This window comes from Streptomyces sp. NPDC060209 (genome assembly GCF_042728155.1).
In the GTDB taxonomy this organism is placed as follows: Bacteria; Actinomycetota; Actinomycetes; order Streptomycetales; family Streptomycetaceae; genus Streptomyces.
In genome coordinates, this window is record NZ_JBHWZS010000088.1 from 17328 (window position 1) to 29415 (window position 12088).

A 12088-nucleotide genomic window follows, 5' to 3' on the forward strand; every position below is an offset into this window, starting at 1 on the left:
CACTTAGGCGGCCGGAACCCGACGCGTTGGGGCCGCACCGTGGCAGCGTGGGGGTCGGCCCAGAGACCCCGGCCTCAGTAAGGATCTGGAGAGGGACTTTCATGCGCGACGCTTATCACGAGGAACTCGATTCGATCGGCGAAGGCCTGGTCGAGATGGCCCGGCTCGTCGGCTCGGCGATCGGACGGGCCACGACGTCCATGCTCGACGCCGATCTCAAGCTCGCCGAGAGCGTGATCGCCGCGGACCAGAAGGTCGACGACCTCCAGCACGACCTGGAGGCCCGCGCCATCGCGCTGCTGGCCCGGCAGCAGCCGGTCGCCACCGATCTGCGGATCGTGGTCACCTCGCTGCGGATGAGCGCCGACCTGGAGCGCTCGGGCGACCTCGCCCAGCACGTAGCCAAGCTGGCGCGGCTGCGCTTCCCCGCCTCGGCGGTGCCGCACGACCTGCACGCGACCATCCTGGAGATGGGACAGCTCGCCCAGCGGCTCATGGCGAAGGCCGCCGAGGTGATCATCACGAAGGACGTCGACCTGGCGCTCCAGCTGGAGCAGGACGACGACGAGATGGACCTGCTGCACCGGACGCTGTTCCAGCACCTGATGGACGACCGCTGGAAGCACGGCATCGAGACCGCCGTCGACGTCACCCTGCTCGGCCGCTACTACGAGCGCTTCGCCGACCACGCCGTGTCGGTCGCCAAGCGTGTCGTCTACCTGGTCACGGGTGAGCACGCGGACGAGATCCAGGCGGCAGCGCCGATGGAGGGGGCGTAGGCGACGGAGGGGCGTAGCCGATGGAGGGGGCGTAGGGGGCGCGCCGGTCACGACGGCCGCACATCCGTTTCAACGCTTGTGCGCCGTTGATGCGCCCTCCGGGCTGGGCATGCAATGGGTGCGGGGGCGGTGCGCCATGCCGTGCACCCCGTCGTGCACATGTGCGTCGTACGCATGCGCGTATGCCGTCGAGTCCTACCCCTGTCGTACGCCCTGAGGAGGGACCATGGCCGATTCCCCCGTGACCGAACCCCAGCAGGAGACCCCGACCGAAGTGGTGCATCTGACCGTGCTGGGGGCCTGCGGCTGCGGCTCGGGCTGCGGGTGCGGCTGCCAGTCCGGCGCGCCGTGCCAGTGCGGTGGCTGAGTAGGGCCACCGAGTAGGCCGAACCGGGGTGCGCCCCGCGGCGGACGCGTGTCCGTCCCGGGGCGCCACTGCCGCATGTCCTCCCTCAGACCGCCGGCTCCGCCGCGGGCAGTTCCGGCGTGACGGGCGGCAGTTCCGGCGTGACGGCGGGCGGCGTTGCAACGGCCGGCGGCATCGGCGTTACGACGGGCGGCGGCGTCGACGTTGCGACGGGCGGCGGCGTCGACGTTGCGACGGCCGGTTCCGGGAGGCTGAGGTTCCGCATCAGCAGCCAGTAGCCGAACGCGGCCACCGTGCCCAGCACCGCGCAGGTCCCCCACAGCCAGGCGGCCCCGTAGTGGTCGATCACGAAGCCGGACATCAGCGGGGCGACGAGCGCCGCCACCGACCAGGACATCGTGTACATGCCCTGGTAGCGCCCCCGGCCGTGGGCCGGGGACAGCTGCACGACGATGCCCGTCTGTGTGGGCGCGTTGACGATCTCGGCAAGGGTCCAGACGCACACCGTCAGCGCGTACACCCCGACCGATCCCGCGAAGGCGGTCAGCCCGAAGCCGTAGCCCGCGACCAGGGACGAGAGGATCAGCAGCCGGCGCGGGTCGCGATGCTGGATGAACCGGGTGACGGGGATCTGCAGGACCACGATCAGCACACCGTTGACCGCGATGGCCGTGCCGAAGTCGGAGCTGGACAGCCCGTCCGTGCCCATGGCCACCGGCAGGCCCACGTAACCCTGCTGGAAGATCAGCGCGACCAGGAACGACAGTCCGACGACGCCCATGTAGCGCCCGTCGCGCAGGACCGTACTCAGCTTCACGTCGTCCGGCGCGGGGGCCCCGGCGGCCCGGGGCACCGCCTCGGGCCGGGACTCCGGCACCTTGAGGAAGACGACGACGGCGCAGAGCAGCGTCAGGGCCGCCTCGCCCATGAAGCCCGCCAGATAGCTGTACTCGGCGATGAAGCCCGCCCCGGCCGACGAGACGGCGAAACCCAGGTTGATGGCCCAGTAGTTGAGCGAGAAGGCCCGCACCCGGTCCTCGGGCCGGACGATGTCGGCCATCATCGCCTGCACGGCTGGCCGGGACGCGTTGCTGGCCATACCCACGACGAAGGCCACGCCCGCGATCGCCACCGGATGGACCATGAAGCCGAGCACGGCCACGGACGCGGCGGTCGAGAGCTGCGCGATCAGCATGGTCGGGCGGCGCCCCAGCCGGTCCGTCATCACCCCGGCACCCAGCGACGACACGACCCCGCCGAGCCCGTGGAGGGACGCGACGAGACCGGCGTACGAGGCCGAGTAGCCCCGGTCCAGGGTCAGGTAGAGAGCCATGAACGTGGCGACGAACGCCCCGAGGCGGTTGACCAGCGTGCTGGTCCACAGCCACCAGAACTCCCTGGGGAGACCGGCGACCGTCTCGTGTGCCGCCTTTCTGAGACCGGCGACAGACATAGGACTTCCCCCTGGGACGTGCGCGTACGAATTGGATGCAGGCCTATGTAAGAGGCCCGGCGACTGTCCGAACATTACGAAGGCGGAATCCCCGACCGCCACTCAATTGACGCCGCCCGTCAATCGTCGAACCCCAGCCACACCCTCGGTCCGCCCTTTGGCCGGGCGCGCGAAGGCCGCACGGGTTCGATTACGCTCGGACCCATGGCCGACGCACCGTACAAGCTGATCCTCCTCCGCCACGGCGAGAGCGAATGGAACGCGAAGAACCTGTTCACCGGATGGGTGGACGTAGACCTCACCGACAAGGGCGAGAAGGAGGCGGTCCGCGGCGGTGAGCTGCTCAAGGACGCCGGCCTGCTCCCCGACGTCGTGCACACCTCGCTCCAGAAGCGCGCGATCCGCACCGCCCAGCTCGGGTTGGAGGCCGCGGACCGCCACTGGATCCCCGTGCACCGCTCCTGGCGGCTGAACGAGCGCCACTACGGCGCCCTCCAGGGCAAGGACAAGGCCCAGACGCTCGCCGAGTTCGGCGAGGAGCAGTTCATGCTCTGGCGTCGTTCGTACGACACCCCGCCGCCGGCGCTCGAGGACGGCACCGAGTTCTCGCAGAGCGCCGACCCGCGCTACGCGACGATCCCGCCGGAGCTGCGTCCCCGCACGGAGTGCCTCAAGGACGTCGTCATCCGCATGCTGCCGTACTGGTACGACGGCATCGTCCCGGACCTCCTCGACGGCAAGACCGTCCTGGTCGCCGCCCACGGCAACAGCCTGCGCGGCCTGGTAAAGCACCTGGACGGCATCTCCGACGACGCCATCTCGGGCCTCAACATCCCGACCGGCATCCCGCTCGCCTACGAGCTGGACGCCGACTTCCGCCCCCTGAAGCCGGGCGGCACCTACCTCGACCCGGACGCGGCGAAGGCCGCGATCGAGGCCGTGAAGAACCAGGGCAAGAAGAAGTAAGCAGAGCTGAACAAGCCCCCCACCTGCGGGTTTTCCGCATAGTGGGGGGCTTTTGGGTGCGCTGGGCCGTGCGTGGGCCGTCACATGCTCAACGGGCCGTCAGACGCGTCGGCTCCAGCGGCGGATGCTGCGGATGCGAATCTCAACCGCGATCAAGAACGCCACCGGGCCAGCGCCCCACAGGGAGAGGCCAATACACGCAGAAAGCACCGCCACAACTACCCCGATGAGCGCGAAGGGCAGCCCTCGGGGTACTAAGTCGATACGCAGACCGCGCCGTGGCACCATGGTCTCCTCCATAGGGTTCATGAATCCTCCAGTCAGACGGAACTCAATGTGCCGATGGAGAAGAGAGGCCGCCCGTGCCTGGGCGGCCTCTCACCTTTATTTCGGCAGCAAAAAGGACCCTACCCTCGCTAGAGGCACGGCCACAAATTCGTCACCTAAAGGCAGCCCCCTGCCTTCCAATACCCGACCGCCGTCTCGGTAAGTTGCCCCATACAGCAATTCAATTCTGCATCGTCGTCACGTTGAGACGTCGTCACGTTGAGACGTCGTGGCGTCGTTACGTCGTTACGTCGTTACGTCGTGACGTCGTGACGTCGTGACGTCGCACGGGGGTGCATCAGCCTGGTGGGAGTTGGCTGGGAGGCCGGGCGGGAGGCCGGGCGGGAGGCCGGGCGGGAGGCCGGGCGGGTGGCCGGGCGGGTGGCCGGGCGGCCAGGCGAGCGGGCATCACAATTCGCGAACCAATCCCAGCGACATTCCCCGCCCACATTCAGCCCACCCCGCCGCATCACAATTCGCGAACCAATCCCAGCGACATTCCCCGCCCACATTCAGCTCACCCCGTCGCATCACAATTCGCGAACCAATCCCAGCGACATTCCCCGCCCACATTCAGGTTTTTCGCGTAGCCACTAGGGGGCCAGACGGCCTCGTGGGATGAAGGCCGCAGCGATCGCTGTGCGCGTGCGCTCCTGGCTAGACGGCATCAGATGCGCGTACACCCGGAGCGTCAGGCCAGGGTCGGAGTGCCCGAGGTACTCGGCGAGCGCCTTGATGTTCTCCCCGGCGTCCAGCAGCACCGACGCGTAGAAGTGCCGCATCGCGTGCATACCGTTCTCGCGCGACTCCGCGTGCGAAGCGCCGGCCGCCGGGGTTGGGATGACTCCAGCCGAGGCCAGGGCCGGTTTCCACGCTTCCTCGTTCAACGAGGTTCGCCAGACATGACCACCGCGCGGTCCCGTGAAGACGAGCCGCTTGGTCACCAGCGGCCCGCCCGCGACCTTCCACGGCAAAGTGATCTCGACCGGCGGGAACTGCTTCATGTGGGCCCGAAGTGCCTCAGCGACCGGGCCGGGGAGCGGTACGTCCCGCAGCTTGCCGCCCTTGGGCGGAGCGAAGACGGCCTTGCTGCGGCTCAGCTTGAGCTGCTGGACGACGTGCAACGTGTCCGACCGGAAGTCGATCGCGTCCACCGCGACACCCAAGATCTCGCCTTGCCGCAGGCCGCAGCCGCCGCCGAGGTCGACCATCGCCTGATACCGCTCCGGCAGGCCCGCACGCACCGCGAAGAGCCGTGCCGTCGTCCAGGGCGTGACGCGCTTCGTGTCCACGGTCGGGGGCCGTACCGAACGGGCAGCGCAAGGGTTCCGTGGAAGGTGCCCGTCGTCCACGGCCGCGCTGAGAGCCGCCCGCACGTTGGAGTAGATCGTCCGGGCATACGAGCCGCGGACCCCGTTCGCTTGAAGCTGCTGCACCCAGTCGCGGATGTGCGCCGGCTGGAAGGAACCGAGCGGACGCGTGCCGAGGTACGGGAAGGCGTGCAGCCGGAGCTGCGACTCCATCGAAGCTTGAGTGTTGGGGTCCGCCCCTTGGGTGGACACCCAGCCCTCCGCGTACTGCTGGAAGGTGGTCCGCGCCGCGCGGGGATCGATGTACTGTCCCCGCGCCATGTCCGCTTCGGTATGGGCCAGCCACTGATCAGCGAGCCGCTTCTGTCGATCCGGGAAGCTCTTCGACTTCTCCGTGCCGTCCGGCCCGACGTAGCGCGCGCGGTACCGAGCCCCGGAGCCGTGGCGATCCGACTTCACCTTGCGCGGCTTACCGTCAGGGCCGGTCACGGTAACGAACCAGCGGTCCTGAATGTGTCCCGCCATCAGGCAGCCGCCTCGCTCCGGCGGGAGTCGACCCAAGCCCGTACATCGTCGGGGTCGAAGCGGAGGTGTCGGCCGACACGGAAGCCGCGGGGGCCTGTCCGCTTCCGGCGCCACTGGTAGACCGTCTCGACGCTGGGCAGCTCGAACATCTCGACCAGGTCGTCAGGCGTCAGATAGCGACTCGGCAGGGGAAGCGCCATGGTCACCACTCCCCCTCGTCGACCAGCTCCGCCATGGCTTCACGGGCGGTTTCGCGGTTGAGCCGGAGACCACGGGCGATGGTCGCGGCGAGGACGGATTCGCCGGGCGAGTGACCGTGGCCGCCGTACTGCCAGTCGGCCAGGACGAGCACGGTGTCCGGGACGCGGTCCTCCAGGCCGAGGGACTGCCGTTCCTGCGCGGCACGGAAGTCGGCGCGGGCCTGGCGGAGCTCGCCGAGGGTGGTCGAGTAGCGGCGGGACTTCGAGGAGAAGTGACCGCGGAACCCGAGCATGTGCGCCCAGGCCCACAACCGACGTTCGGGGTAGAGCGGATCGAGGAGGTGACACGCGGCGATGAGGCGGCGGGCGTGGTCAGGGACGCCGTGGCGATCGAGTTCGGAGAGTTCACCGATGCGGCGGTCCAGAGTGCCGGTGTTCTCCGCCGCCTTGGTGGCGTACTTCGCGACGTAGGACGCCACAGCCTGTTCGGTGACATCGGAGCCGTCGCCGAAGGCAACGACCGGGCGGACGTCGAGTTGTGTGCCCCAGCGGAAGGTACGAGCGGGCTGATCATCGGCGGCGGGAGCGGACACCGAGGCGTAGCTGTGTCGAGCAGCTGCGCGTATTGAGTCGGTGAGCAGGTCGACGGTGGCCCAGGACGGAGGAGGGGTGCCGGGCCCGTCCGGCCCGTCGATCCGCATCACGGTGTGGAAGTGGATCGCCCCGCGCTTCTGGAACTCCGCGACCTTGCCGTACGAGAGCCGAGCCGATTCCTTCAGTTCCACCTGCGTGAGTCCGGCGCGGGCCGCGATCTCCCGTCGGAGGCGAGTGGTGAACCGCATCCAAAGGTCGCCGGCAAGGTTGTTGAACAGGACCGATCCGGCGTAGTCGTACGTCTCGGGGTCCAGGGCGGTACCGAGCTCGGATGCATCTGCCGAGTGCCGACTACCGCAACGACAAGTGCCACGTTCGGGACGATTGTGAACCGGGCCGAAGGAAGGGGCGGTAAGAGTGGCGAAGACCCGGGGGTGATCCCGCACGGTGGCGGGGACATTGCGGCGGTCGTCTCCGGCCAAGCCCGCGCGGATCAGGTGGTAGGTGTCTCCGGCGTACGTCCAAGCGCAGGAGGGGCAGCGGGAAGCGCGGCGGTTCCCGCAGGCGAGGCGGAGACGTCCGCCGGGCTCGGTCCCGGTCGAGTAGTGGTGAAGGGTCTCGCCGGTGGTCTTGTCCTTGGTGAGGGTCCAACCGGTCAGGTGGATCGGGTCGGAGCAGCCACCGGTGCGACGGATCTGGTCCTCCCAGCGGTGGAACTCGGAGGCCGAGGCCACCCTTAGCAGGTCGCCGAGGGTGAGCCGGTCGAGCTGCGATTCAGGCATGTGCACTCCCCCGGCGGCGGGCGGTGCGGTCGGTCATGATGGTGCTTCCTTCCGGATCTGTGGTTCGGGCAGGAGCACGGCTTCCGGGCGGCGGATGCTTGGCGGTATCGAGGCCGCCCGGAAGCCGGTCAGCGATGGTTCTGCGACGCCACGAGCGAGCGGACGACCAGGGCGCTGATGGCGAGCGACGCGGCGGTGACGGCGACCGCGAGGAGCATGGAGACCAGGACCGCGCCGACGACCAGCACCACAGCCGTGCCACCACCGATGACGGCGACGACGGCACCGGGCGTGAGCTGAACCGTGGGACGTGCGGGAGCCGTGGGGGCCGGGGCCGGGGTCTGGTTGGGCACGGCGGGGACGTCGCTGCGGGCGGTTCCAGTGACGATTCCGGTCGGCAACGGGTTGGTGGGGATCTTCGGGCGGAGCATGGCGGTTCTCCGTTCGGTGGGGGTTACTTGACGGCGGTGTCGATCACGGGGGCCAGGAGGCTGTCGGCGAGGAGGTATCCGCCGACCAGCAGCACGAGCACGAGCCACCAGGGCGGGCGGATCAGCTTCACGCCGAGCCAGCCGACGACGATCAGGGCGAGCCAGAGCGGTACGTCCATGGCGGGTCTCCTTCAGCGGACCTTGCAGCGGTGGGTGCGGGCGGCGAGCTGGGCGGCGGACCGGCTGCTGAAGTTGGACGACCAACCGCAGCGATCAGCGGTGCACACGGCGGCGTGCTGGGTGCGGCCGTGCCGGTCGCGGTGGGTACCGATCTGCACCGGTCCGATCCGCATCACGGAGTGGAAGTGGTCGCGGGCGGGCATGGTGGGTCTCCTCTCTGGTCAGGCGAGCTGAGCGGCGATCGCGGCGGCGAGTTGGGTCGGAACTCCGAGGCGGGCGCGGAGCGTGTCGGTGTCGATCGGGGAACCGGTACGGGCGCGGTGGTCGTCGGCGACCTTCCGGGCGTGGTCGACGAGCGCGGCCGGCACGGGCGGAGATGCGTCGGCGGGAGGCAGGACCTGAGACTCCTCAGCGGCAGGAATCGGCGCTGGTTCCAGCTCCGGGGCCTGTTCCTCGGTGACGAGCTCCGGCGTCGAGGGATCCCCCGCAGCCACCGCCGGAGCGGGCGTGCGGTCCTCGACCGGGGTTTCGGTGTGGGCGAGGAGCGTCCCGCCGAGGAAGGCGAGCGCGGGCCATCCAGCGATGCCGAAGCGCAACCAGGCCGGAGGGTGCGCGAGATCGAGGAATCCGGCGGTGGCGACGTTGGCACCGAGCGAAGCGACGAGCGCGATCAGGAACCAGCACCACGCAAGCCGGGACGGGCCGTCCTTGCGTAGCCGCCGCCAGGCAGCGACCAAGAGCAGATCAACGCTGATCGGGTAGGCCCATGCCTTCCAGCCGTCCTGGCCCGCGGCGGCGGCGAGGTCGTGGAGGTGGGCGAAGGAGAGCGCGCCAGCGATCACGGCTTGGATCAGTACGGCGTCCACGCGCACGGAGGGACGGGCCATCGGACTTCTCCTTTTCGGCATGGGACGGGTAGGGACTTGGCGCGGGAATGGTCACGCCAACCGGTGAGCGGGCGGTCAGGCAGTGGTGGGCGCGGCTTTGGTGAGCGGCGCGGCGGCCGAGGCCAGGGGTGCGACGGCGGGCCGGAAGGCCGCGAGGGCGGGCACATCCGGAGTGCGGTCGGCGTGCCGGTTGCAGATGTTCACGGCTTGGCGCAGTGAGGTGTGCGGTGCTCGTATGCGGGTCCATCCACCGGTCGAGTCACCCGAGACCGCGATGCCGGGGAGGTCGGTGGGAATCTGGATCGCGGCAAGGACCGCGTCCGGAGCAATGTCTCCGAAGGCCATGTTTGCGCTGGACTCGTCATTGACGCGGTGGGCGGTCCGACCCGTGAGTTGGGCACGGAGCATCGTGATGCCCTTGCCGAGTTCGGAGCCGAAGCGCTGGCCACAGATCTCCAGGTAGATCCCCGCGGCACGGCCGAGCTGGGCGAGGCGGACCAGAGCGGTGACGATCCGGTCGCGGCGCTTCTCCTCGTCCTTGGTGGCGAACAACGCCAGCTCGGCGACCTCGTCGACCAGGACCACGACCGGAGTCGGGCGTATGTCGGCCGGCAGGTCCCAGATGTCGGCAGCTATGTCGGCGTCCGGAACGTCGACGGTGATGCGCTGAGCGGAACGGATGAGCTGGTAGACGTCCTCCATGTGCTGCACGAGTGCTTCGAGGAGTTCGAGCGCCGTGTCCGGGTTGTCGGCGAGGGCGGAGAAACGCCGGGCGAGCGGGAAGAGCTCGACGCCCTGCTTGCAGTCGATCCCGACGAGCGCGACGTCATGCGCCGCGAGGCCGGCAACCAGGTTGCGCTGGTAGACGGACTTCCCCGACTCGGTCGCGCCGAGCGTCAACCCGTGGGGCACAGCCCGGTAGTCGCGGTAGTGGACGGATCCGTCCTCGCGCAGTGCGACGGGGATACGCATCGACGCAGGGCCGGTTTCGGCGGGCATCTGCACCCGCCGGAGGACGTCGTATCCCGTCATCCGTAACTCCACGATTCCCGAGCGAAGTTCGCGGGAGGTGACTCCATACATCCCGAAGGAGTGCCGGAGGCGGTCGGTGGCCGAAGCAACGTCGAAGGCATCCTGACCGGGACAGAGCTTGATCCGCAGGACCAGTGCGGTACGAGTAGGCCGGAGTCGAAGAATGCGCGGGGCCCTCGACTCGGGAACAGGGCGGTTCGTCATCCGGGCGAGGGAGAGACGCCAACGCGCGGGCGGAACGGTGAGCCCGCAGGCGTCCATGACCGATGCGTATCGGACCGCAACCCGCAGCGCGGCAAGGGTGACTCCGAAGGTCATCCAGTACCAGGCGGGACGCCGCCACCGCAGGATCAGTGCGGTGACGACGACCAGCAACAGCGTGACCAGGGACCCGGTCATGATCAGGCCGCCTTGGGCTTCTCGGCAGCGGCGACGAGCGAGGTGACCGCCACCGCACGAAAGGCGATGCCGTGTCGCTTCTGCCCGTTGAACTCGTTCTCCCACGGCCGAGCGATCAGTCCGGTGACGGCGACGGGCGTGCCCATCATCAGCTCACCGGAGATGCCGGGCTCGGGGACGGTGACCGAGAGGATCTCCACCTCCTCGTTCGCCGCGAACATCACGTCCACGGTCATGAGCTTCGCGCCGCTCTCGACGTCCACGGCGATCTCACCGGTCCGGCGGTCCTTGACCTTGATCTGCGGGGGCTTGGCGACCATCACGGACGCGGCGGAGGTGTCGACGGGGATCGTACGCACAGAAGATCACTCCTATAGATGTGCTCGACTCAGCCACTCATGTACATGAGTGACATAAAGAAGAGTGCATCACTCCTATACATGAGTCAACCCGCCGAGACGAAGAAGTCGCGGCGGGCTGCGTCGAGTTGAGCGTGCGTCAGTCGGAGGCGGGGATCCGGTAGCTGAAAACGAACTGGTCAGCGGCCATGAGCGTGTCGCACACCTCTACGACGCGATCCTCCGTCGTTCGTGCCTCGCGGATCAGGTGAACCACCGAAGCGCCAGGACTCAGGGCCAGTTCGGAGGCCTCAGCCTTGGTCGCCAGCCGGGCTTGCAGCGTCTCGACGAACTCCGCGAACTCGTGTCCGTGGTCTTCGAGGCGGGCGTAGATGCCACCACCGCCGGGGTTCTTCGCGAACAGTTCGGGGATGTCCTTCGCAACGTCCCACGGGAGGTACGACGTGGCCGTCTCGACGGGGGTCTCGTTGCGGAAGTAGAGGCGACGCCGGGCGAGCACCTGAGTGCCGGCGGGGACGCCGAGCCGCTCCGCGATGTCGTTCGGTACATCCGTCGGACCGATGTAGAGAACGCTGACGCCAGCCTTGGCGCCGGACTGCTCCGACTCGGCAAGGTACGCAGCCTTGCCGCCCTGCCGATGGGAGCGCTTGAAGCGGTCCGAGGATCGGTGCCGCACCGGGGGCCGGGCCTTCACCATGGACCCCTTGCCCTGGCGGGTCTCCACGAGGTCACTCGCGCGGACCTCCACCATGGCCTTGCGGATGGTGCCGCCGGAGACGCCGTAGCGCTCCACGAGCTCCGATTCGCTGGGCACCATGTCACCGGGCTTGAGGATTCCTGCTCGGATCTGCTGAACGATCTCCTCGGCGATCTGCACGTACCGAGGTACGGACTTCCCACCTCCTACCGCTGTTTCCATAGTCCTTCTCTTCCTCCTATGCTCCTGTACATGAGTAACAGTGCGCAGGAAGGCACGTCAACGCCGCTCCACTCCGTGTCCGTAGCCGGAGTGGTCGTGCGCGAGGACGGGCGACTCCTGGCGATCCGCCGAGCCGACAACGGCACTTGGGAGCTCCCCGGCGGCGTACTCGAACTCGACGAGACCCCGGAAGCGGGCGTTCGGCGCGAGGTCCTGGAGGAGACGGGCATCCACGTCGAGGTGGACGAGCTCACCGGGATCTACAAGAACACTACGCGGGGCATCGTTGCCCTGGTCTTCCGGTGCAAGCCCGCCGGCGGAAGCGAGCGGACGTCCAGCGAATCGACCGCGGTCGGCTGGCTCACGCCGGACGAGGTCACCGAGTGGATGTCCGAGGTCTACGCGGTCCGACTGCTGGATGCCCTCGACGGCAACGGGCCCCATGTGCGAAGCCATGACGGCAAGCGCCTGACGCCAGCGCGATAGAACTTTCCCTACTTCATCAAGACCCGCGCACGGCGCGGGCGCGCGCCGCCTCTGCGGCGCGGCCTGCCTCCTGTCTCCGCCCCGGCTGGCCG

The 12088-nt window shown here is 68.7% G+C and carries 15 protein-coding genes; 4 read left to right on the forward strand and 11 right to left on the reverse strand.

Going from position 1 to position 12088, the window contains the following annotated elements; translation table 11 throughout:
* Window positions 1-101: 101 nt before the first annotated feature.
* Together phoU and ACFWFI_RS18755 are read left to right on the forward strand one after the other, a co-directional pair.
* Window positions 102-779, forward strand: coding sequence for a phosphate signaling complex protein PhoU (phoU, locus tag ACFWFI_RS18750; RefSeq protein ID WP_387391193.1), 678 nt, complete (start codon window positions 102-104; stop codon window positions 777-779).
* A gap of 226 nt (window positions 780-1005) precedes the next feature.
* On the forward strand, window positions 1006-1146 hold the full coding sequence (locus ACFWFI_RS18755; RefSeq protein WP_329231296.1) for a hypothetical protein: 141 nt from the start codon (window positions 1006-1008) through the stop codon (window positions 1144-1146).
* Window positions 1147-1231: 85 nt separating this feature from the next.
* On the opposite strand, the gene ACFWFI_RS18760 is transcribed toward ACFWFI_RS18755, so the two are convergent.
* Entirely contained in the window at window positions 1232-2599 is a 1368-nt protein-coding gene (locus ACFWFI_RS18760) for an MDR family MFS transporter (protein ID WP_387391195.1), read from the reverse strand.
* 204 nt (window positions 2600-2803) lie between these two features.
* Between ACFWFI_RS18760 and ACFWFI_RS18765 the strand changes: the two genes are divergently transcribed.
* Window positions 2804-3565, forward strand: coding sequence for a phosphoglyceromutase (locus ACFWFI_RS18765; protein WP_014154899.1), 762 nt, complete (start codon window positions 2804-2806; stop codon window positions 3563-3565).
* A 920-nt stretch (window positions 3566-4485) separates the two neighbouring features.
* Here ACFWFI_RS18765 and ACFWFI_RS18770 read toward each other — a convergent pair.
* From ACFWFI_RS18770 to ACFWFI_RS18815, 10 genes are all read right to left on the reverse strand, one after another.
* Window positions 4486-5727 (reverse strand): tyrosine-type recombinase/integrase, encoded by a 1242-nt coding sequence (locus ACFWFI_RS18770; protein WP_387391198.1) that lies wholly within the window; start codon window positions 5725-5727, stop codon window positions 4486-4488.
* Window positions 5727-5927 (reverse strand): helix-turn-helix transcriptional regulator, encoded by a 201-nt coding sequence (locus tag ACFWFI_RS18775; protein WP_030636111.1) that lies wholly within the window; start codon window positions 5925-5927, stop codon window positions 5727-5729. Before ACFWFI_RS18775 ends, ACFWFI_RS18770 begins: the two co-directional genes overlap by 1 nt.
* A gap of 2 nt (window positions 5928-5929) precedes the next feature.
* The gene (repSA, locus tag ACFWFI_RS18780; RefSeq protein WP_387391201.1) at window positions 5930-7303 is read right to left on the reverse strand and encodes a replication initiator protein RepSA; all 1374 of its coding nucleotides are present in this window, start codon (window positions 7301-7303) and stop codon (window positions 5930-5932) included.
* 128 nt (window positions 7304-7431) lie between these two features.
* Complete coding sequence (locus ACFWFI_RS18785) at window positions 7432-7734, reverse strand: SpdD-like protein (RefSeq protein WP_356531336.1); 303 nt, start codon at window positions 7732-7734, stop codon at window positions 7432-7434.
* A 23-nt stretch (window positions 7735-7757) separates the two neighbouring features.
* A complete protein-coding gene (locus ACFWFI_RS18790; protein ID WP_356531334.1) occupies window positions 7758-7913 on the reverse strand; it encodes a hypothetical protein in 156 nt (51 codons plus the stop codon).
* Window positions 7914-7925: 12 nt separating this feature from the next.
* Complete coding sequence (locus ACFWFI_RS18795; RefSeq protein WP_387391204.1) at window positions 7926-8117, reverse strand: mobile element transfer protein; 192 nt, start codon at window positions 8115-8117, stop codon at window positions 7926-7928.
* An 18-nt stretch (window positions 8118-8135) separates the two neighbouring features.
* Window positions 8136-8801 (reverse strand): DUF2637 domain-containing protein, encoded by a 666-nt coding sequence (locus ACFWFI_RS18800; protein ID WP_387391207.1) that lies wholly within the window; start codon window positions 8799-8801, stop codon window positions 8136-8138.
* A gap of 75 nt (window positions 8802-8876) precedes the next feature.
* Window positions 8877-10232, reverse strand: a complete 1356-nt coding sequence (locus tag ACFWFI_RS18805) for an FtsK/SpoIIIE domain-containing protein (protein WP_387391210.1) — start codon at window positions 10230-10232, stop codon at window positions 8877-8879.
* Between the two features lie 2 nt (window positions 10233-10234).
* Window positions 10235-10591 (reverse strand): SCO3933 family regulatory protein, encoded by a 357-nt coding sequence (locus ACFWFI_RS18810; protein WP_030636120.1) that lies wholly within the window; start codon window positions 10589-10591, stop codon window positions 10235-10237.
* A gap of 139 nt (window positions 10592-10730) precedes the next feature.
* Complete coding sequence (locus ACFWFI_RS18815) at window positions 10731-11510, reverse strand: GntR family transcriptional regulator (protein ID WP_124284643.1); 780 nt, start codon at window positions 11508-11510, stop codon at window positions 10731-10733.
* Window positions 11511-11528: 18 nt separating this feature from the next.
* Here ACFWFI_RS18815 and ACFWFI_RS18820 point away from each other — a divergent pair, with 18 nt between their 5' ends.
* On the forward strand, window positions 11529-11996 hold the full coding sequence (locus ACFWFI_RS18820) for an NUDIX hydrolase (RefSeq protein ID WP_387391212.1): 468 nt from the start codon (window positions 11529-11531) through the stop codon (window positions 11994-11996).
* Window positions 11997-12088 lie beyond the last annotated feature (92 nt).